The sequence below is a fragment of the Streptomyces sp. NPDC005195 genome (genome assembly GCF_040608315.1).
In the GTDB taxonomy this organism is placed as follows: Bacteria; Actinomycetota; Actinomycetes; order Streptomycetales; family Streptomycetaceae; genus Streptomyces; species Streptomyces kaempferi.
In genome coordinates, this window is record NZ_JBEXHZ010000018.1 from 36,033 (window position 1) to 56,931 (window position 20,899).

At 73.0% G+C, this 20,899-nt stretch carries 15 protein-coding genes, 2 pseudogenes and 1 riboswitch; of the genes and pseudogenes, 6 read left to right on the top strand and 11 right to left on the bottom strand.

Annotated elements, in window-relative coordinates; genetic code table 11:
* The first annotated feature begins 148 nt into the window (after nt 1-148).
* On the top strand, nt 149-625 hold the full coding sequence (locus ABZV34_RS20090; protein WP_356278085.1) for an Lrp/AsnC family transcriptional regulator: 477 nt from the start codon (nt 149-151) through the stop codon (nt 623-625).
* Between the two features lie 34 nt (nt 626-659).
* Nucleotides 660-1,445 carry an HAD-IA family hydrolase gene (locus tag ABZV34_RS20095; RefSeq protein ID WP_356278088.1) on the top strand — a complete coding sequence of 262 codons (786 nt, stop codon included), beginning with the start codon at nt 660-662 and terminating at the stop codon, nt 1,443-1,445.
* A 50-nt stretch (nt 1,446-1,495) separates the two neighbouring features.
* Here the strand turns inward: ABZV34_RS20095 and ABZV34_RS20100 are convergent, their stop codons facing one another.
* The 4 genes and pseudogenes from ABZV34_RS20100 to ABZV34_RS20115 form a co-directional block, all read right to left on the bottom strand.
* Nucleotides 1,496-2,680: an XdhC/CoxI family protein gene (locus ABZV34_RS20100; RefSeq protein ID WP_356278091.1), complete on the bottom strand. Its 1,185-nt coding sequence runs from the start codon at nt 2,678-2,680 to the stop codon at nt 1,496-1,498.
* Entirely contained in the window at nt 2,673-4,862 is a 2,190-nt protein-coding gene (locus ABZV34_RS20105; RefSeq protein ID WP_356278313.1) for a xanthine dehydrogenase family protein molybdopterin-binding subunit, read from the bottom strand. The genes ABZV34_RS20100 and ABZV34_RS20105 overlap by 8 nt, the downstream gene beginning before the upstream one ends.
* A gap of 5 nt (nt 4,863-4,867) precedes the next feature.
* Nucleotides 4,868-5,860 (bottom strand): xanthine dehydrogenase family protein subunit M, encoded by a 993-nt coding sequence (locus tag ABZV34_RS20110; RefSeq protein ID WP_356278094.1) that lies wholly within the window; start codon nt 5,858-5,860, stop codon nt 4,868-4,870.
* Between the two features lie 200 nt (nt 5,861-6,060).
* A pseudogene (locus ABZV34_RS20115) lies at nt 6,061-6,579 on the bottom strand (2Fe-2S iron-sulfur cluster-binding protein); the annotation flags it as partial.
* 279 nt (nt 6,580-6,858) lie between these two features.
* Here ABZV34_RS20115 and ABZV34_RS20120 point away from each other — a divergent pair.
* On the top strand, nt 6,859-7,476 hold the full coding sequence (locus ABZV34_RS20120; RefSeq protein WP_356278097.1) for a TetR/AcrR family transcriptional regulator: 618 nt from the start codon (nt 6,859-6,861) through the stop codon (nt 7,474-7,476).
* Between the two features lie 289 nt (nt 7,477-7,765).
* Here the strand turns inward: ABZV34_RS20120 and ABZV34_RS20125 are convergent, their stop codons facing one another.
* On the bottom strand, nt 7,766-9,130 hold the full coding sequence (locus ABZV34_RS20125) for an FAD-dependent oxidoreductase (protein ID WP_356278100.1): 1,365 nt from the start codon (nt 9,128-9,130) through the stop codon (nt 7,766-7,768).
* A 237-nt stretch (nt 9,131-9,367) separates the two neighbouring features.
* Between ABZV34_RS20125 and ABZV34_RS20130 the strand changes: the two genes are divergently transcribed.
* On the top strand, nt 9,368-10,561 hold the full coding sequence (locus tag ABZV34_RS20130; protein ID WP_356278103.1) for a PP2C family protein-serine/threonine phosphatase: 1,194 nt from the start codon (nt 9,368-9,370) through the stop codon (nt 10,559-10,561).
* Between the two features lie 283 nt (nt 10,562-10,844).
* On the opposite strand, the gene ABZV34_RS20135 is transcribed toward ABZV34_RS20130, so the two are convergent.
* From ABZV34_RS20135 to ABZV34_RS20150, 4 genes are read right to left on the bottom strand one after another with little or no spacing between them, the layout of a single operon-like run.
* Nucleotides 10,845-11,045, bottom strand: a complete 201-nt coding sequence (locus tag ABZV34_RS20135; RefSeq protein ID WP_329285763.1) for a hypothetical protein — start codon at nt 11,043-11,045, stop codon at nt 10,845-10,847.
* On the bottom strand, nt 11,042-11,440 hold the full coding sequence (locus ABZV34_RS20140) for a hypothetical protein (protein WP_356278106.1): 399 nt from the start codon (nt 11,438-11,440) through the stop codon (nt 11,042-11,044). The genes ABZV34_RS20135 and ABZV34_RS20140 overlap by 4 nt, the downstream gene beginning before the upstream one ends.
* A 47-nt stretch (nt 11,441-11,487) precedes the next feature.
* Nucleotides 11,488-12,972: a HAMP domain-containing sensor histidine kinase gene (locus tag ABZV34_RS20145; RefSeq protein ID WP_356278109.1), complete on the bottom strand. Its 1,485-nt coding sequence runs from the start codon at nt 12,970-12,972 to the stop codon at nt 11,488-11,490.
* On the bottom strand, nt 12,969-13,673 hold the full coding sequence (locus ABZV34_RS20150; protein ID WP_356278112.1) for a response regulator transcription factor: 705 nt from the start codon (nt 13,671-13,673) through the stop codon (nt 12,969-12,971). Before ABZV34_RS20150 ends, ABZV34_RS20145 begins: the two co-directional genes overlap by 4 nt.
* Before the next feature lie 355 nt (nt 13,674-14,028).
* Between ABZV34_RS20150 and ABZV34_RS20155 the strand changes: the two genes are divergently transcribed.
* Nucleotides 14,029-15,399, top strand: coding sequence for a diacylglycerol kinase family protein (locus ABZV34_RS20155; protein ID WP_356278115.1), 1,371 nt, complete (start codon nt 14,029-14,031; stop codon nt 15,397-15,399).
* Between the two features lie 545 nt (nt 15,400-15,944).
* Nucleotides 15,945-16,778 carry an MHYT domain-containing protein gene (locus tag ABZV34_RS20160; RefSeq protein ID WP_356278118.1) on the top strand — a complete coding sequence of 278 codons (834 nt, stop codon included), beginning with the start codon at nt 15,945-15,947 and terminating at the stop codon, nt 16,776-16,778.
* Between the two features lie 114 nt (nt 16,779-16,892).
* Here the strand turns inward: ABZV34_RS20160 and ABZV34_RS20165 are convergent, their stop codons facing one another.
* Both ABZV34_RS20165 and ABZV34_RS20170 read right to left on the bottom strand, forming a co-directional pair.
* Nucleotides 16,893-18,296 carry a lamin tail domain-containing protein gene (locus tag ABZV34_RS20165; protein ID WP_356278121.1) on the bottom strand — a complete coding sequence of 468 codons (1,404 nt, stop codon included), beginning with the start codon at nt 18,294-18,296 and terminating at the stop codon, nt 16,893-16,895.
* Between the two features lie 447 nt (nt 18,297-18,743).
* A pseudogene (locus ABZV34_RS20170) lies at nt 18,744-19,097 on the bottom strand (C40 family peptidase); the annotation flags it as partial.
* Nucleotides 19,098-20,533: 1,436 nt separating this feature from the next.
* A riboswitch (cyclic di-AMP (ydaO/yuaA leader) is annotated at nt 20,534-20,708 on the bottom strand.
* Nucleotides 20,709-20,899 lie beyond the last annotated feature (191 nt).

Genomic DNA, 20,899 nt, shown 5'->3' on the forward strand with positions numbered 1-20,899 from the left:
CCCCACCCTCAGGAGGGGCGGGTCCGCCGCGCAAGGAGCCATCCGTCGCGCAGGGAGCCATCGGTCCCGCAAGGAGGCATCGGTCGCGCGGGGAGCCATCGGTACAGTCGGTGAAGATCACCTCAGGCGGCAGGGAGGCCGGCGCACCATGGCCGTGGACGAGCTCGACACCCGGATCCTGCGGCTGCTCCTGGAGCAGCCGCGTACCAGCGTGCGTGAGTACGCCCGCACCCTCGGTGTCGCCCGCGGCACGCTGCAGGCCCGCCTGGACCGGCTGGAACGGGACGGGGTGATCACGGGCATGGGCCCCTCGCTGTCCCCCGCGGCGCTCGGCCACCCCGTGCTGGCCTTTGTGCACATCGAGGTCACGCAGGGCCATCTCGACGAGGTGGGCGGCGCGCTCGCCGCCGTACCGGAGATCATCGAGGCGTTCTCGATCACGGGCGGCGGCGATCTGCTCACCCGGGTGGTGGCGCGCGACAACGCTCACCTGGAGGATGTGATCCAGTCGCTCATCAGCATGCCCGGCGTCGTACGTACCCGCACCGAGGTGGCGCTGCGCGAGCGTGTTCCGCACCGGGTGCTGCCGTTGGTGGAGTCGATCGGCCGGATGCCGGACGGCTGACGGGAGCGGGGACGGTCTTGGCATCCTGGACCCCATGAGCGCTTTGGGCCGCACCTCGGTCATCTTCGATCTCGACGGAACTCTCGTGGACAGCGAGCCGAACTACTTCGAAGCCGGGCGGCAGACGCTCGCCGAGCAGGGCATCACCGACTTCGGCTGGGCCGACCATGAACGGTACGTGGGCATCAGCACCCGGGAGACGCTCGCCCTCTGGAAGGAGCGCTACGGTCTGCGGGCTCCGCTGGAGGTCCTGCTCGCCGACAAGAACCGCCGCTATCTGGAGCTGGCACGGGCCTCCACGCATGTCTATCCGGAGATGCGGAAGTTCGTGGGGCTGCTGGCCGACGAGGGCGTCCCGATGGCCGTGGCCTCGGGCTCCTCGGCCGCCGCCATCGAGGCGATCCTGGCGGGGACCGGGCTGGCGGCCGATCTGACGACCGTCGTCTCGGCCGACGAGGTGGCGCACGGCAAGCCCGCACCCGACGTCTTCCTGGCGGCGGCCGCCCGGCTGGGGGCCGCGCCGGCGGACTGCGTGGTCCTGGAGGACGCCGCCCCGGGCGCCGCGGCCGCGCATGCGGCCGGGATGCGCTGCCTCGCGATCCCGTACGTCACCGCGCAGGCCGACGACCCGGCGTTCGGAACGGCGGCGCTCCTGCTGCGCGGCGGCCAGGCCGAGTTCACGGCGCGGGCCGCGTACGACTGGCTCGCACGCTCGGCCACGGCTTCCGGCACCTCCAGCCCTTCCGGCTCCCCCGGCGCGTCCGGCTTCCCCGGCGCGTCCGGCTTCCCCGGCGCGTCCGGCTTCCCCGGCACCTCCTGAGCGGCGGGTACGTCCCCCCGTCGCGGGAACGAACACCCGGCCGCCACCCGTCAGGCGGCCTCCCGCGTCCCGGTCGCGCCGTCGGTCGCACCGTCGGCCGGGCCGCCTCCCCCGTCGCGGTGGATCGGCGTCCGCGAGCCGGTCAGCGGAGCGCCGGTGCCGCCCTCCCGGGCCGCGACGATCTCCGCCGCGATGGACAGCGCGGTCTCCTCCGGCGTGCGGGCCCCGAGGTCGAGCCCGATCGGGGACCTCAGCCGGGACAGCTCCCGCTCGGTGACACCGGCCTCGCGCAGCCGCCGCTCGCGGTCCTCGTGGGTGCGGCGCGACCCCATGGCCCCGACGAAGGCCGCCGGCATCCGCAGGGCCGCCTCCAGCAGCGGTACGTCGAACTTGGCGTCGTGGGTGAGCACGCACAGGACCGTCCGCTCGTCGGTCCCGGTGCGCCGGAGGTAGCGGTGCGGCCAGTCGACGACGATGTCGTCCGCCTCGGGGAAGCGGACCCGGGTGGCGAAGACGGGGCGGGCGTCGCACACGGTCACGTGGTAGCCGAGGAACTTGCCGACCCGCACCAGCGCCGCGGCGAAGTCGACGGCGCCGAAGACGATCAGACGGGGCGGCGGCAGGCTGGACTCCACGAACAGCGTCACGCCCCCGGGGCACCGCGAACCGTCCTCGGAGACCTCGACCGTGCCGGTACGCCCCGCCGTGAGCATGCCGCGGGCCTCCGCCACCGCGGTGCCGTCCAGCGCCGGGGACCCGCTGAGGCCTCCCTCGACCGGTGGCCCGTACGCCTCGTCGGGGCGGACGAGCAACGCCCCGCCCAGCAGTTCGGCCGGTCCCCGGGCCACCCGGGCGACAGCGGCCGGCTCGCCGCGGGCCGCGGCCGCCAGCGCCGCCTCGAACACCTTCCGGTCCGGTGCGTCCGCGCGGACCGGCGTGACCAGGACATCGAGGACACCGCCACAGGTCAGCCCCACCGCGAAGGCGTCCGCGTCGCTGTACCCGAACCGTTCCAGCACCGTCCGGCCGTCCCGGAGGGCCTGGACGCACAGGTCGTACACGGCCCCCTCGACACATCCCCCGGAGACCGAGCCGACGGCCGTGCCGTCCCCGTCCACGGCGAGGGCGGCGCCCGGACCGCGCGGCGCGCTGCCGCCGACGCCCACGACCGTGGCGACGGCGAAGTCCCGGCCCTCGTCGGACCAGCGGTGCAGCTCGCCGGCGAGGTCAAGCACCGGGATCCCCTTCCGCCACCGTCCCGGCGAGCAGGACCCGGTCAGGGCGGATCGGCAGGTTCCGGTGGCGTTCGCCGGTCGCGTGCCAGACCGCGTTGGCGATCGCCGCGGCGGCTCCGACGACGCCGATCTCACCGATGCCCTTGATGCCGACCGGGTCGTCCGGGTCCGGATCGTCCACCCAGTCCGCCTCGACATGCGGTACGTCGGCGTGCGCGGCGAAGTGGTAGCCGGCCAGGTCCGCCCCGACATGGCCACCCGTGGCCCGGTCCCGGACCGCCTCCTCGTGCAGCGCCATGGACAGGCCCCAGACCATGCCGCCGACGAACTGCCCGCGCGCGGTCAGCGGGTTGACGATGCGGCCCGCGGCGAAGACGCCGAGCATCCGGCGCACCCGCACCTCCCCGCTCGTGACGTCGACGGCGACCTCGGCGAACTGCGCCCCGAAGGTGTGCCGTTCCATCGGCGGCAGCGCGCCGACGGCCTGGGAGGTGTCCGAGCGTGCCGTGATCCCCTCCGGTGGGACGGCGGCGCCCAGGCCCAGCCGCTCCCGCAGCTCGGCCGCGGCGACCCGGATCGCCCAGGCCCAGGAGCGGGTTCCCATCGAGCCGCCGGCGATCATCGCCGGGCCGAAGTCGCTGTCCGCGATCCGCATCCGGATCCGCTCCGGCTCCGTCTCCAGCGCGTCCGCGGCGACCAGGGTGAGCGCGGTCCGCGCCCCGGTCCCGATGTCCGAGGCGGTGATCCGTACGGTGAAGGTGCCGTCGGGCTCAGCCGTCACGGCCGCCGTGGACGGGGCGGACAGCATCGGGAAGGTGGCCGCGGCCGTGCCGGTGCCGAGCAGCCAGCGTCCCTCGCGGCGGACTCCCGGGCGCGGGTCACGGCCCGCCCAGCCGAACCTGCGTGCCCCCTCCTCGAAGCACCCGGCCAGATTGCGGCTGCTGAACGGCAGCCCGGAGACGGGTCCCACGTCCGGCTCGTTGCGCAGACGCAGTTCGATCGGGTCGAGGCCACACTTCTCGGCGAGTTCGTCGATCGCGGACTCCAGCGCGAAGGAACCCGGCGCCTCCCCCGGGGCCCGCATCCAGCTCGGCGTCGGCACGTCGAGCCGTACGACGCGGCTGGCGGAGTGGTGCGCGTCGGAGCCGTACATCGCGCGCCCGTACTCGGCGCACCGCTCGACGAACTCGTGGACGGTCGAGGTGAGGCTCTCGGAACGGTGCTCGACCGCGCGCAGCCGTCCGTCCGCGTCGGCGCCGAGCCTGACCCGCTGCGCCGTGGGGCTGCGGTAGCCGACGAGGGAGAACATCTGACGCCTGGTCATGACGACCCTGACCGGCCGGTGCAGTACGGTCGCGGCCATCGCGGCGGCGACGGAGTGGGGGCGGGTCCCCTTGGAACCGAAGCCGCCTCCCACGTGTTCGGACCGCACCCGGACCGACTCGGGGTCGAGCGAGAACAGTTTCGCCAGTTCGTCCGCCACGAACCTGCTGCCCTGGTTGGAGTCGATCACCTCGAGCCGGCCGCCGTCCCAGCGGGCGACCGCCGCGTGCGGCTCCATGGGGCTGTGGTGCTCCTCCGGAGTGCTGTACTCGGCGTCCACCACGACGGCGGACGCGGCGAGTTCGGTCTCCAGGTCGCCCTTCGTCCCGGCGGGGGCGCTCTCCGGCGTGTACACACCGGGAAGCCCGGCGGCGAACACGACGTCGTGCGGCTCCGCGTCGTACTCGACGACGAGCGCCTCGGCGGCCTCCCTCGCCTGCTCGGGTGTCTCGGCGACGACGAGCGCCACCGGCCAGCCGGAGTACGGTACGTGGTCCCCCTGGAAGATCTGGGCGATCGGGTCGGGCACGCCGAAGGCGTTCGTGTAACCGCCGTTGAGGCGTGGGGCGTTCTCGTGGTGCAGGACGGCGAGGACGCCCGGCATCGCGAGGACGGGCGCGGACCCCACGGCGCGGATACGGCCCCGGGCCACGGTGGACAGCACCAGCCAGCCGTGGGCGAGTCCGGGATACGGCACCTCACCGGCGTAGCGAGCCGCTCCGGTCACCTTGGCCACGCCCTCCACACGGGTGTGCGCGGTGCCGACGGCCGCGGCGGCCGAGCCCGTCGTGGTCGTCGTCGCCGTGTTCGCCGTGGTCGTCGCCGTGTTCGTCGTGGTCGTCGTGGTCGTCGTGGTCATCGTGGTCATCGGGTGGCCTCCTCGGTGAGCTCGGTCAGCGTCGCCACGACGAGATTGCGCGTCAGGGGCACCTTGTATCCGTTGTGGGGCAGCGGTTCGGCCCCCGCCAGTTCGGCGTCCGCGGCGGCGGCGAAGGCGTCGGCGTCCGCCGGTCCCCCCAGCAGCACCCGCTCGGCCTCCCGGGCACGCCACGGCCGGGACGCCACCGCTCCGAAGGCGAGGCGCACCTCGCGCACGACCCCTTCGCGGACGTCGAGCGCGGCGGCGATCGAGCCGATCGCGAAGGCGTACGAGGCCCGCTCGCGCACCTTGCGGTAGCGGGAGCGGGCGGCGACCGCGGCGGCGGGCACCGTGACGCCGGTGATCAGCGCGCCGGACGGCAGGGCGGTCTCCCGGTGCGGAGTGTCGCCCACCGGAAGATAGAACTCCGCGAGCGGCAACTCGCCCGGCCCGTCGAGGGTTTCGTACGTGACGACGGCGTCGAAGGCGGTGAGGGCCACCGCCATGTCGGAAGGGTGCGTGGCGACACAGTGCGCCGAGGCACCGAGGACGGCGTGGTTGTGGTGCTCGCCCTCGACGGCGGGACAACCACTGCCGGGAACACGCTTGTTGCAGGGTTTCGCCAGGTCGGTGAAGTAGCCGCAGCGGGTGCGCTGGAGCAGGTTCCCGCCGACCGTGGCCATGTTGCGCAGCTGCCCCGAGGCACCGGCCAGGACGGCCTGCGCCAACGCCGGGTAGCGACGCCGCACTTCGGGGTGTGCGGCGAGGTCGCTGTTGGTGACGGTCGCGCCGACGCGCAGCCCGCCACCTTGGGTGAACTCGATCTGGTCCAGAGGGAGTTCACGCACATCGACAAGGCGAGCGGGCCGCTCCACCCCGCTCTTCATCAGGTCGACGAGGTTGGTGCCGCCGCCGAGACAGCGCGCCTCGGGGTCGGCGCCCAGCAGGGCGACCGCGCCCGCCACGTCGAAGACACGCTCGTAGCCGAACTCCCTCATGCCGCAGCCTCCTTGGCATCCGCACCGGTCTCGCCGGGTTCCTCGGCCGCTTCCGTCTCCATGGCCGCGGCTTCCCCGGCACCGGACTCCCCGGCACCGGATTCCATGACGTCCGGTTCCATGACGTCGGATTCCATGACGTCCGGCCGCACGGCACGGACGGGCGGGGTGCCTTCCCCCGCGCGGACGGCCCCGTCCCGTGCCGCCCGGGCGACGGCCTGCACGATCGACACGTAGGCACCGCAGCGGCACAGGTTGCCGCTCATCCGCTCCCGGATCTCCTCCGCGGTGAGCGGCGGGACGCCCGCTTCTGGCCGCACGTCGGCGGTCACGGCGCTCGGCCAGCCCGCCGCGTGCTCCTCGATCACACCGAGGGCCGAGCAGATCTGGCCCGGTGTGCAGTAGCCGCACTGGTAGCCGTCGAGGTCGAGGAAGGCCTGCTGCACGGGATGCAGCCGCTCCCCGTCCGCCACACCTTCGATGGTGGTGATGTCGCGGCCCTCCGCGGCGACGGCGAGTTGCAGACAGGAGACGGCCCTGCGCCCGTCGAGCAGCACCGTGCAGGCGCCGCACTGGCCCTGGTCGCAGCCCTTCTTGGTACCCGTCAGATCGAGATGCTCACGCAACGCGTCGAGCAGGGTGGTGCGGTGGTCGACGGGCAGCGTGTACTTCTCGCCATTGATGTTCAGAGTGATGGCGCTGGACGTCGATGGGGCCATGATCAGCCTTCTTTCGCCGAGTCGCGGGGTCACGGGATCGCGGGGGAAGGGAATGGCGCTGTGCGCTGGTGGGTGGCGGCGGACGGGCCGGGGCCGCCCGCACGGGGTGTGGGGCGGGGCCGGTTTCGAGGGGCACCGAACAGTCCCCGGTGGCCGGATCTCACGCTATGGTGAACCTAAGTGGACAGCTGTCCACTAGCTCCGAACTTAGCGGACAGCTGTCCACTTATCAAGGCCCGGCCTCGGTCGCGAGTGCCACGGCTTCCGGAAGGGGGACGGATGCAGCAGAAGAAGGACGCCCCGCTGCGTTCGGACGCGCAGCGCAACCGGGAGCGCATCCTCGAAGTGGCCCTGGCGGAACTGACCCGCTCCTCGGACACCCCGCTCAGCGCGATCGCCAAGAAGGCGGGCGTGGGGCAGGGAACGTTCTACCGGAACTTCCCCAACCGCGAGGCACTGGTCCTGGAGGTCTACCGCTACGAGGTGCAGCAGCTCGCCGACACCGCGGCCCAGCTGCTGGAGACCCGCGCTCCGGACCGGGCGCTGCGGGAGTGGATGGACCGGCTGGCGCAGTACGCCATGGCCAAGGCGGGCCTGGCCGAGGCGTTGCGCGCGTCCACGGTGACCCGGGGCACCCTGACCAGGCTGGGGCACGGCGCGGTCTCCTCGGCCGTCTCGCTGCTTCTCGACGCCAACGAGCGCGCGGGCACCATCCGCCCGGGGGTGACCCCCGACGACTTCGTCCTCGCGATCGCCGGCCTCTGGCAGATGGACGCGCACGGGGACTGGCAGCCGCGCGCCGCACGTCTGCTGGACCTGGTGATGGACGGTCTGCGGGTGGGCGCACCGGGTCCGCGCCCACCGGCGTCCGGTACGGCCTCAGCGGACGCGGAGTGAGGCGCGCGCCGGGACGTGCCGCGCGCTGAATCGAGCCGTACGCCGCACCACCTGGCGCCCCGCCTGACGTCAGGCGCCCGGCATCGGGATCAGGTCACCGGCGCGGCCGGCGGGCGTGGGTGACGGCCGGCGAGGCTCACCGGTGCGGCGACACGGTAGCCAGTAGGCATCGACAGTTCCCCGACACGATTCACCGGAGAGCTCAGGACCCATCCGATCCGGCGGCGCCCAGCGCGGACGCGGCCGACAGCCGTGGGAGGCGGGGGCCACCTCCCACGGGGGCTCGGACCTACGCCCCGCTGGCGTCGAGCATGTCCTCGCGCTCGACGAGCTTCACCCGCTCGCGGCCCTGCGGTTCGCCGAGCGCCTTCTCCGCGGCGTCCAGCCGGTGCCAGCCCTCCCACGTGGTGAAGCGGACGTCGCGCTCCTTCAGGAACGCGTCCACGGCCTCCGGCTCGGGCGCGGCGGGCGTGGGCAGACGGCCGCCCGCGTGATCGTCGAGCAGGCCGGCGACGGTCTCGTTGGCGTCGCCCTTGGTGTGACCGATCAGGCCCACCGGCCCACGCCGGATCCAGCCGGTGACGTACGTCGACCGCAGGTGCTCGCCGGTCTCCTCGATCACCCGGCCCGCCGCGTCGGGGACCGTGCCGGACTCGACGTCCCAGGGCAGCTTGGGGAGCTTGTCGGACAGGTAGCCCACGGCGCGGTAGACGGCCGTGACGTCCCAGTCCTTGAAGGTGCCGGTGCCCTTGACGTTGCCGGTGCCGTCGAGGACGGTGCGCTCGGTGCGCAGGCCGGTGACCTCGCCGTCCTCACCGAGGATCTCGGTCGGTGACTCGAAGAAGTGCAGGAACAGCTTGTGCGGCCGGTCGCCGACGTCGCGGATGGCCCAGTTCTCCAGCGTCTTGGCGACCATGTCGGCCTGCTTGTTGCCGCGCCGGGTGGCGATCGAGCCGTCGTCGTAGTCGATGTCCTCGGGGTCGACGATGACCTCGATGTTCGGGGAGTGGTCCAGTTCCCGCAGCTCCATCGGGCTGAACTTGGCCTGCGCCGGGCCTCGGCGGCCGAAGACGTGGACCTCCAGCGCCTTGTTGGCCTGGAGTCCCTCGTGGACGTTCGGCGGGATCTCGGTCGGCAGCAGTTCCTCGGCGGTCTTCGCGAGGATGCGCGCGACGTCGAGCGCGACGTTGCCGACGCCGAGGACGGCGACCTTCTCCGCTTCGAGGGGCCAGGTCCGCGGCACGTCCGGGTGCCCGTCGTACCAGGAGACGAAGTCCGCCGCGCCGTACGAGCCGTCGAGGCCGATGCCGGGTATGTCCAGGGCCCGGTCCGCCGTGGCGCCCGTGGAGAAGATCACCGCGTCGTAGAAGGCGCGCAGGTCGTCCAGGTTGATGTCCCCCGGGTAGTCGACATTGCCGAAGAGACGTATCTGCGGCTTGTCGAGCACCTGGTGCAGGGCCGTGATGATGCCCTTGATCCGCGGGTGGTCCGGGGCGACGCCGTAGCGGATCAGGCCGAAGGGGGCCGGCATCCGCTCGAAGAGGTCGATGGACACACCGGGCTCGACGGCCACTGCGGACTTCAGCAGCGCGTCGGCGGCGTAGATGCCGGCGGGACCGGCTCCGACAATGGCTACCCGCAGAGGGCGAGGCATGATCAGATTCCCTTCGAAGGGGGCAGGGTGATTCGCCCGGAAGCCTAAGCTAAGGCATGCCTTAGTCAGTACTCGGGTTGGATCTATGACCCCATAAGGGCGACTTATGACCTCTTGTTTCTGAGGACATCCCTAGAGTCGGGCGGGAGCCGTCCGGCCCCCGCGGGACTCCGGACCGGGCGCCGGGGAGCAGGTGCTCCGGGTCCGGGGGAAAATGGGGAGGTGAGCGTCCGTCGCATGTCAGTGGACCGCCTCGTGGAGCAGCCGCCAGGCCGCGGACTGGTGGCGATCCCCGTCGCGCTGATCGTAGTGATCACGGTGGTGGACATCCACTCACCGGCCGACATCCATCTCGGCCCGCTGCTGGTCATCGCGCCCGCGCTCACCGCCTCACTGGCCGGCCCACGACTGACCGCCCTGGTCGGAGTGCTGGCCGTGGCCGCCCAGGTGTGCATCGCGGTGCTGCACGGCGGCCTGACCACGGCCAACCACGTGGCGCAGATCATCGCCCTCACTGTGCTTTCCGCGCTGGTGGTCTTCGTATGCCACCTCCGGGAGCGGAGAGCACTGGAGCTGAGCCGGTCACGTTCGGTGGCCGAGACGGCGCAGCGTGTTCTGCTGCGGCCGCCACCCCGCCGGATCGGGCCGCTGCGGGTGGCCTGGCTGTATCTGGCGGCCGAGGACGAGGCCCGGATCGGGGGCGACCTCTTCGCGGTGGCCCGCTCCGCCCACGCGTCCACCCGGCTGGTCATCGGGGACGTCCGCGGCAAGGGCATGTCCTCGATCGGCGAGGCGTCGGTGGCGCTCGGCGCGTTCCGCGAGGGCGCCCAGCGGTACGCCACGCTGCCCGAACTGACGGCGGCGCTCGAGGCGAGTGTGTGCCGGGACCTCGACGAGGTGGCCGACACCGAGCACGATCCCGGCGAGCACTTCATCACCGCGCTCGTCCTCGACATCCCCGACCACGGCACCCAGGTCGAGATGATCAACTGCGGCCATCCCCCGCCCCTGCTGCTGCGCGACGACAAGATCGAGATCCTGTACGCCCAGCACCCGGTGCCCCCGCTGGGTCTGTGTGAAATGCCCGCCGCGCGCCACCACTCCGACCCGTTCGTCTTCGAGGTGGGCGACATCCTGCTGCTCTACACCGACGGCGTCATCGAGGCCCGCTCACCGACGGGGGCCTTCTACCCGCTCGCCGAGCGGGCGGCCACGTTCCCGGGCGCCGGACCCGACGCCCTGCTGCGTCACATCCACGACGACCTCCTCGCCCACGTCGGCGACCGGCCCGCCGACGACGCCGCCCTTCTGATCGTCGAACGGGTCGCCTCCGAGCATCCGCACCGCCCGCATCTCATGACCCACCCCGTCGACGGTCACCACCGGATCCGTCCCGGGGGTCCGCCGTCCAGCCCTGGCACGCCGCCCTGATCCGGCCCCGCACGCCGCCCTTCGGCCGGGTGCCGGGACGGCCGGGACGACGCGGTGCACCGGCACGGCGGGTGAGGATGCCGGCCCATCCCCACCGGCCGTACCGCCCGCCGTACCGCCGACCGCCTGCCCGCCTGCCCGCCTGCCGTACCGCCTCCCCTGCCGGGTCCCCGTTACACAGCCTCGGTCCGACGTCACTTCCGCAGGCGCCCCGCTCCGGGGACGGAGACCGGACGCCCATGGACCGGACGCCCATGGACCGGGCGCCCATGGACCGCCGTGGTCACTCCCGGGCCATGTCCGACTCCGCCTTGCTCGCCGCCGAATCGGCGTCGTCGACCAGCTTCCGCAGGTGGCCGAGGTCCGTGGAGGACGAGGAAGCGGGCGCCGGCTGCCCGGCGTCCGCGCCGTGACCACAGCCCGCCAGCAGCAGGACGGCCACGGCGGCAAGCCCGGCCGGTGCGACGCGGCGCGCGCCCCTCACTTCGCGTTCCCGTTGTCGTGGGCGTCGCACCACTTCTCGACCTGGGACAGGTCCTTCCGACGTGCCTCCAAGGTGGGGATCAGGGAGCGCCGGAAGGTGAGCCGGTCATTGAGGTAACTCTCGATCTCCGTGTGTCCCGCCGCCTTGGCGTTGGCGACGCGCTGTTCGAGGCGGGCGACGGAACCGCGCCGGGACGCGTCCGCGTCCAGCCGGTCGAGGATCTTGTCGATCCGCTGGTCGGTCTTGGGCGCGCGCCGGCACAGCGCCGCCGCGCCGTCGCCCGTGGGCGCGCCGGACGGCGCGGGAGACCCGGTGTCCGCCGCGGCGACGCCCGCGGCGCCGAGCAGCGTTCCCACGGCGACCAATGCGACGACGGTCTTCCTGGTGCTTGGCATGACGAACTCCTCCGTGTTCACGGGCGGTTGCCCGCACACCGCGGAACCTAGGAGTCGTCCTTGTGGAAATCTTGTGGCCGGTCGGCGGCCTCGATCATCCAGTTGCGCCGGAGCGGCAGCGTGCTCCCTTCGTCCGCCACGCCGTTGACGAGCGGCAGCGCGACCTCGATACGGGTGCCGGGCCCCGCCGGCCGGTCCAGGACCCGGATACGACCCCGGTGCAGGGCGATCTGCTGGGCGACCAGGGTGAGTCCGAGGCCGGAGCCCGGACTGTCGGGCCGGCGCCGGAAGCGTTCGAAGACCTGCGTGCGCAGGTCGGGCGGGATGCCGGGGCCATGGTCGTCGACGACGAGGAGCACGTCGGTGCCGCTCGCGCGCAGGCTCACCTCCACCTGCGCGGGCCGCCCCTCCCCGTGCCCGTGCACCAGGGCGTTGACCAGGAGGTTGTCCACCACGGTCCGCAGTCCCGGTTCCCAGCCGTGCACCCGCAGGCCGGGCGCGCGGTGTCCGGACAGCAGTGCGCGGGGATGGCGCCGCCGCTGTTCCTCCGTGCTCGCCTCGACGACGTCGGCCAGGTCCACGGGACCGAAGGCGTCGGCCTCGACGAGGTCCCCGCGGCCGAGGTCGCGCAGCATCACCAGGAGACCCAGCAGCCGGGCGTGCTCGCGGCGCAGGTCGTGCAGCACCTCGTCGCGGTCGGCTCCGGCGAGTCCGGGATGCCCGGCGAGGATCTCCAGATTGGTCTGCATGCTCATCAGGGGAGTGCGCAGTTCGTGCGAGGCGGCGGAGGCGAAGGAGCGTGCGGTGGCCAGTGCCTCGGCCGTTCTGGCGGCCTGTTCGTCGTAGCGGGCCAGGACCGTCTGCAGGGTGTGCGCGAGATCGTCGACCTCGGCGATACGCGTCGGGGTGTGGTCCAGGCGGGCCGGACTGGAACGCGGGTCCAAGCCACTCGCGCGGTGTTGCAGACGGCGCAGCGGCCGGCTCGCCCGCGCTGCGACACCCCAGGCGAGCAGTCCGGACAGCGGCGCGGCGAGCAGCGCGACGGACACCGCGCGCCGCCGGACCAGCCGCAGTTGGGTGTCGGCGGCGGTGTCCGACGCGAACAGCCACAGGGTGCCGCGCACTCCGGGCCGGGCCCCGGTCACCGGGGTCGACAGGATCCGCCAGCTGTGGCCGTCGGCCCTCAGTGTGACCGGAACCGGCGCGCTCGGAGGCAGCGGTGCTCCGGCGTCCGGCTGTGGTCCGCCGGTGAAGGTCTCGTCCGGGCCGATCAGCCGGACGCCGACGTCCAGGGCCGAGGTGAACAGCCTTCGCTGTCGCGCCTGTTCCACCGCCGCCGACCGGTCGGCGGCACTCGCGCGCAGCAGTCCCCGGGCGTCCTTGGCCACGGTCGTCGCACGCTCGCGCAGATGGGCGTCCTGCTGGTCGTGGAGATCCGCCGCGACCAGCCGCAGCAGCAGCCAGCCGGTCGCGAGGACCAGGACGGGCACGGTGGCGCCGACGGCCAGCGCGATCCGTGTGGACAGTCTCACCGCTGTTCCCCCGCCCGGTCGTCCCGCAGGACGAAGCCCACTCCCCGTACGGTGTGGATGATCCGCGCGCGGTCCCGGGTCTCCAGTTTGCGGCGCAGGTAACTGACGAAGGTGTCCACCGCGTCGGTGCGCACGTCGAAGTCGTATCCCCATACGCGGTCCAGGAGTTGGTCCCTGCTGAGTACGAGGCCGGCGTTGCGCGCGAGGACGTGCAGGAGCTCGAACTCGCGCCGGGTCAGGTCCACCGGCCGGCCGTCGAGGCTGACCGTGCGGGCGGCGGGGTCCATCAGCAGGCCGCCGACCCGTACGGTGTCGGTGTCGCGCGGCGGTCTGCGGCGCAACAGTGCCTCCAGGCGCAGCACGAGCTCCCGCAGGGCGAAGGGTTTGACCAGATAGTCGTCGCCGCCGGCCTGGAGTCCCGCGATCCGGTCGGCGGTCTCGTCGAGCGCGGAGAGCATCAGCACGGGTACGTCGTTGCCGTCGCCCCGCAGTGTCCTGCACACCTCGATGCCGTTGAGGTCCGGCATGGAGATGTCCAGCACGATCACGTCCGGTGGTCTCGTCCGGGCCACGGCCAGCGCCGGGCGGCCGCCGTCGGCCAGGTCCACGGTGAATCCGCCGAGCCGCAGTCCGCGCTCCAGCGAGCGGCGTATCGCCGCGTCGTCGTCGACGACCAGGACCCGGCCCCGGTCTGCGCTCATCGCTTATACCCCTCCGCGCCGCTGTCCTCTCGCGGCGCTGTCCCTTTGCGCGACTGTCCCTTTGCGCGGCGGACCCGGCCGTGTCGCCGGGGCCCGCCGCCGCCCATCGTGCATCAGTCGCGCCGTTCCCGTTCCCCGGGGGTACCGACGGCTCCTCGCACGCCGCCGCCCGGCCGGCTCGCCCGGATCCCCTTCCCGGGTGACGGCCCGCGCCCGCACCGGGTCCTTGATCGCTCAGCGCGCCGTGTGTGGTGGAGTGGACCGCACCGGCCCGGGCACCGTCGATCCGTGCTGCCGTGCTTCCGTGCGCACGCGCATCCCCGCACCGGCGCGTCGGCGCATCTCTGGAGGAGCGATGACCGAGGACACGAGCGGCGCGACCCGTGGCGGACAGCGATGGGCGGCCAGAGCCGCACTGGCCGCGGCGGCGCTGGCGGTGCTGCTGCCGCTGGCCAAGGGCGGCCTGAGCGGCGTACTGCTGCTCGCCCTCGCGTTCGTCGGCGTGGTCGTCACCGCGGCCGCGGCATGGTGGACGCTGACCCGGCGCGGCCCGCTGCGCTGGGTGTCGGCGCTGCTGGCGATGGCCGCACCCGCCGCCGTCGTCACCCTGTTCGCGCTCTCCCTGCTGTGGGCCGTCCCGGTGTCCCTGCTGCTGTGGGCCGTGGCTGTCTGGACCGGGCGCTACGCGCTGCGCGGCGACCACCCCCGCTCCCGGCCCGCCAGGGAACGCAGGACGCCGCCCCCGCGCCGCCCCTTCCTCGTCATGAACCCGCGTTCCGGGGGCGGGAAGGTGGCGAGGTTCGGCCTGGTGGAGAAAGCCGAGCGGCTCGGCGCGCGGGTCGCCCTCCTCGGTCCCGACGAACAGCGGGACGTCACCGCGCTGGCGCGGGCGGCCGTCGCCGACGGCGCCGATCTGCTGGGCGTCGCGGGCGGTGACGGGACCCAGGCGCTCGTCGCGGCCGTCGCCGCCGAGCACGGTCTGCCGTTCCTGGTCGTCTGCGCGGGTACCCGCAACCACTTCGCGATGGACCTCGGCCTCGACCGCGACGACCCCGCACGCTGCCTCGACGCGCTCACCGACGGCGTCGAACTCAGGGTGGACCTCGGCTTCGCCGGAGGGCATCCGTTCGTCAACAACGCCTCCTTCGGCGCCTACGCGGCGGTCGTCCAGAGCCCGGCGTACCGCGACGACAAGATCGGCACCATCCTGGAGCTCCTGCCCGAGCTGCTCACCCGCCGGGTCGGGCCGCGGCTCACCGCCCGTACCGAAGGCGCGACGCTCGGCGCCCCGCAGGCCGTGCTGGTGAGCAACAACCCCTACCGCACGAACGATCCGGCCGGGATCGGCCGCCGCGAGCGGCTCGACTCCGGGCTGCTCGGCGTCCTCGGCATCAAGGTCGACAGCGCGGCCGAGGCCGCGGCCCTGGTGCTGGACCGCGCCGCGGAGGGACTCGCGGTCCTCACCAGCCGCGAGGTGGTCGTCGAAGCGGACCGACCGGAGATCGAGGCCGGTGTCGACGGCGAGGCCCTCATGCTGCCCGCCCCGGTCCACTGCCGCGTCGCCCCGGGCGCCCTGCGCGTCCGCGTCCCCAGGAAACGCCCCGGCGTGCCCGATTCCCCACCACCCCTGAACTGGCGCCGGTTGCGCGAACTCGCGACGACCGCGGGCCGGAAGCCCGCCACCCGTCGGACCGTCCACGCCGAGGACACGGCCCGGCGCCCCTGAAAGCGGCCCGCCCGGAGCGCCGTTCTCCCCGGAGCGCCGTTCCCCCCGGAACCCGCGGACTCACGGACCCGCGGACCGGCTCCCGTCACGCGCGTCGCCCCTGGCCGCCCGGCCGCGGACCCAGCGAGTCAGTACCGCCTCCGCGTCGAGAGCTGACGGCAGGTCTATCCGGAGGAGAGGAGTCCGGATGGGGCGGAAAGGTGCGCAAGGTGTGCTTGAATTGCGAACAAGCCAGCCAAGTGGCTTGAACCGACCGCTGGAACCGTCCTGCCCGCGCCAGGGCTCCGCGCGCCAGGGCGCGCCGGCCCGGCCGAGCCGGTACGCGTACGCGGTCGCCGGGGGGAACGACCTCGCGTCGTCCCCTCCGCGACACAGCGTGGTGCCGCGGCGCCCTTCCGACCGGAGGGTCGCAGCCCGACTCCGCGCCCACGTCACCGCCGACTCCGCGAAACCGGGCGTGTGAACGCACGTCACACCACCGCACGAATACGCACCACGCTCCAGGGGCCTCCCCCTGCCGTCCAGCATGAGAAGGGGCCGCCTCCATGACCGCCACCGTTTCCGACTTCTACTACGGGCCCGTCACCCCGATCGCCGCGTACCTGATGGCCTGCCTCGGAGCCGCGCTGGGGCTGCGGTGCACGACACGGTCGCTGCGGCGGACGCACCAGGCCCGGAGAGCCGGCTGGCTGACGCTGGGAGCCGTGTCCATCGGCTGCGGCATATGGACCATGCACTTCATCGCCATGATCGGCTTCAGTGTGCAGGGCGCCCTGGTGCGCTACGACCCGACAACGACCGTGCTCAGCCTCGTCGTCGCCATCGTCGTCGTCGCCATCGGGGTGTTCCTGGTCGGCTACCGGGGGACCCGTCCGGCCACTCTCGGCGTGGCCGGCGTCATCACCGGACTCGGTGTGGCGGCGATGCACTACCTCGGCATGGCCGCCATCCGCACCCACGGGAACCTGCACTACGACGTGGGGACCGTGGCGTTGTCCGTGGTGATCGCCGTCGTCGCGGCCACCGCGGCCCTGTGGGCTGCGGTCTCCGTGCACGCGCTGTGGGCGAGCCTGGGAGCGAGCCTCGTCATGGGAGTTGCCGTGACCGGCATGCACTACACCGGGATGGCCGCCGTCACGGTTCACCTCACCGGGGCGACCTCGGCCTCGCAGTCCTCCGCCGGTCTGCTGGCCTTCCTCCTCGTCATGATCGCCGGGCCGCTGATGGTTCTCCTGGTCGCCGCGGTGATCGTCATGTTCGACCCCGAGGTCATGCTCGGGGACGGCACGTGGGGCGACACGGCGTCCACGTCCCGTACGGCGGGCATCGCCTCCCCCGCGCACCGGGCGGACCGGCCTCGCCGGTCACCCGCCCGCTGAGGGGCGTGCAGGGGCGGAACGGCAGGAGCCGGCGCACCGGGCGTCCGCCCGGCCCCGGCTTCCCGGTACCGGGGCGGGAGCGGCTGTCGGCCGTCCCGCCCCGTCCCGCTGGTGTCAGGGGGTGCAGTTCAGCGTGCCGGCGCGCAGTGCGTGGCCGCCGTCGTTGGTGTCGTCGGACCACAGGACCGGCTTGTGGCCGCCGACGCAGGCGGACTGGGGGGCGATGGCGAAGCCCTCGTTGTTGTAGTTGGCCATGCCCGTAGGCCGGTCGTAGGTGTGGGTGACGGCGAACTTGCCCTGGGCGTTGATGTCGAGGGTCGAGGTCCGGCCCTGGCAGGTGTCGTCGCAGGCCGCCCAGAGGTGTCCGGTGGCGGGCTCGAACTCCAGGTCCATCACACCGGGAAAGCCGCTGGTGATGGTGGCGACACGGGTGTATCCGCCGCCGGACTGGTTGAGGGCGTAGGCGTAGACGGTGCCGTTGTCCTCCACGCCGGCGAAGAAGAGGCCGCTGCCGTGGCCGGGGTAACCGGCCGGGTCGTAGGCGGCACCGGTGTGCTCGTCGCGGAATCCGTGCGCGGTCAGGAAGGTGTCCGGGACCCACGAGATGCCCTCGGGCCCGGCGTTGGCCGGCAGGGAGGGCAGGTCGGAGGTGAGGTTCCACTCGGCGGTCGCGTTCAGCGACGAGGCGGTGGAGGAGGCGTCGAAGCGCAGGATCTTCGGCATGCTGGTGGAGCTGTTGCCGTTGTCGCGCTCGGTGGCGACGAACATGCCGTCGGGAGTGACGACCACACCCTCGGCGTCGGGGTCGCCGCTGCCGCCCGCGTAGTGCAGAGCCTTGCCGGATCCCCAGCCGCCGGCCGGGTCGGGACGCCATGTCGCGCCGTTGGGCACCAGCCGGTAGAGCCTGCCGGGACCGTTGTCCACCGCCCAGAGGACGCCCTCGCTCTCGAAGGACAGCCCGCTGAGGTTCTCCCCGAACACGTTCGAACCGTCCGCGACGGTGACCGCCGCGCCACCCGGCCACGTGGTGCCGCCCCCGCCGCCGGTGGTGCCGCAGGAGTTCGCCGCGCCCTTGGTCGACGCGGTCGTGGTCGTGAACGCGCCGGTGCCGTCCGCGCACCGCCCGTACGTGGTGGTGGCGTGGTCGGTCCAGGTGTAGGAGTCCACCAGGGTGGAACCGTCCGCCTGGAACAGCCGCGCGGAGTCCGAACTCCCCAGCCCGAACGACGACTCGACGTCCAGCGCCAGGAACGCACCCGGAGCGATCGACGTCTTCTTGGCGACCTTGTAGGAGTGGGAGTTGTCGTTGTCCTTGACGATCCACCCGGACACGTCGACCGCGGCGGTCCCGGTGTTGACGAGTTCGATCCAGTCGCCGGGGCTGCCGCCGCTGGACTCGACCTCGTTGATCCGCACCGCGGACGGGTCCTGCGCCGAAACCGGCGCACCCGACAGTCCGAGGGCGAGGAGGATCAGGGCGGCGGTGATGGGGGCTTGTCCACGCCAGTGCGTACGCAAGGTGGCCGGTTCTCTTTTCAGGGGGTCGGGCAGACAAGGAGCGCGCTCACGCTCCCGGCGAAGCCTCGGCCACACCGACGACCACGGACTGAACACACCGCGAACAGCGCGGGTACATGCCGGACGGACCCGATCCACCGGTGACCACCGCCCCGACCGCGCCAAAGCGGCACCTCTGGCGCCGAGTTGTGCGCCCACGCCGTCGCAGGAGTCTCGACGTGTACGGCCGTCTCGGACAAGGCGCCGTCCACGTGCGCCCGTTCGACGCATCGGTGGGTGTCCGGGCGCGCCTGCCCGAGGCGTTGTCCGAGACGTTTTCCGGGGCGGGAAAGGCCGGCGCCCGCGCCAAGTAGGCGCGGGCGTCGGGCAGGCCGTGCGGGACCGGTCGCCTCGGCGACCCCTCTTCAGACTGCGGGACGGCAGCCGTGGGCGGGCTCTCCCGGCCCCCTACGCGGGCCGCGCGGCACTGTGGATCGCCGCCTGTCCGGCGTAGAAGATCGACTCTTCGCGTATGTACGCCCCCGGGCTCGGCGCGTGGATCATCATGCCGTTGCCGATGTAGAGGCCGACATGGCTGACATCGTCGTAGAAGAAGATCAGGTCGCCGGCACGGATGTCGGTGAGCGGGACCGCGGTGGTGGCCGTCGCCTGGTCGCGCGCGGTACGCGGGAGTGCGACCCCGGCCACCGTCCACGCGGCCCGGGTGAGGCCCGCGCAGTCGTAGGAGCCCGGCCCGGCCGCGCCCCAGACGCACGGCCTGCCGATCTGGGCACGCGCGAAGGCCACCGCCTTGGCGGACTTCATGTCGTACCCCGAGCCGGACGTGTCGCCACCGCCCATGCCCATGCCCACGCCCGCGGCGGTGGGCACCCCCGCGTCGACAGGCGCGACCGCGACGAAGGACGGGTCGGGAGCGACAGCCGTCGCGAACGGAGCGGACACGACCGACGGGGCAGGCGCAGGCGCGGGGGCAAACGTCATGGCGGGGATGTAGGCCGTCTCCGCTGCGACGGGCGGAGCCGGGACGAAAGGCAGGTCCGGGGCACGGAGCGGCTCAGGGGCCTGGAACTGGTCGGGTGCGTACGTCATGTCCTGGGCGTAGGACAGCTCCGGAGCGTAGGCCGTGCCCGAGGTGAACGCCGTTTCGGAGGTGAAGGTCATGCCCGAGGCGAACGCCGTATCCGGGGCGAACGCCGTGTCCGAGGTGAAGGTCATGCCCGAGGCGAACGCCGTGTCCGGGACGAACGTCATGCCCGAAGTGAAGGTCATGTCCGAGGCGAGGGGCATTCCCGCACCGAGGGACGCGTCCATACCGGCGGGTGCGCCCATCCCCGCACGGGCGGCCGTGTCCACCGGTGCGCCCATGCCCAGGCCGGCCGACTGCTGTCGCCGCCACTGCTCCTCGGCCTCGCGACGGGTCTGTTCCTCCGGGGTGGGCCGGACCTCCTGGGCCGGCTGCGCCTCGATGGCCGCGACGGGGGTGCTCCGCTGCCGGACGGCGTGCCGGGACAGCAGCTCACGGGCGAGTGCGAGCTTGCGCCGGTTCTGCTCCTTGCGGGTCTTCAGCGAGGAGTGGCCGGACTCCGCGGCCGGCGCGGGCAGGGCCTTGACGGCCTCCTGGCGCACCCCGGTCCCGGCCGGCAGCGCGGCCACGGCCCGCCCGGAGGGAAGCTCCGCCACAGGCCCTGCCGCCGGTCCGGCGGTCAGCTCGGCCACGGGCCCCGCTCCCGGTCCGGCGGTCAGCTCCGGAACGGGGCGGGCCGCGGTCTCCAGGGCGCGGGCGGAGGGTCCGCCGTCCGGACGTGTCACGGAAGGCGCGGGGCGCGCCTCGGCCGCGCGTTTCGGCATTCTGTCGGCCGGCAGCCGCGCGGGCGCGCTCGGGCCCAACTGCGCACGGCCCACGTCGAACCAGGGCCGGGACACGTCGTCGAGGGTGGCGTCGGCTCCCCTGCGCCCGTTGTCCCGGGCCGGGTTGAGGCGATTGCGCGAACCGGTGGTCATGGCGCGGGTCGCGTTGTAGTTCCCGGTGGCGGTCTCGGCCCGGTCGTAGAGCGAGCTGATCCGCTGCTGGACCTCTTCGTGGCTCGGCCCGTCGTCCCCGCCGAAGGAGGTGGGGTGGGGGCTCTGCGGGACCAGGTCCGCCGAGGAGCGGGCCACTGTCGCGGGTGCGGAGCGGGGCATGCCGGGGAGGCTGCTGCCTCCAGGGCCCGGGGTGCGTTCCGGCGCCATGGCAGACGTACTCCTTCCGTGCTCCGCCTACCGAGTTAGCTGTCGGGTTCGGGCGGACAGATCCGGAAGGTATGCCCTACGGCCTCTGCCCGGTCGGGCAGTTGGGCCGATTCACCCCAGGGTTCGGTTGGGTCCCCGGCTCCGGTCGCCGTGAGGCCGCACCGGATTAGGCGGAGGCCAAGCGACCCGGCGAGGTTCGCCGGAGGAAGTCGTGTGGCCTGTCGCCAACTTAGCCAACTTGTGTGCCTCACGTGAAGATTGAAGTGCGAAGTGTCCGATATGTAATTGTGACCTTCGTCGTACTCACAATCTCGGGTGAGTTTGCCCACCGGACGCCGGATCGGGTCACCGGCGGCCCACCCCACTCGCCGTAC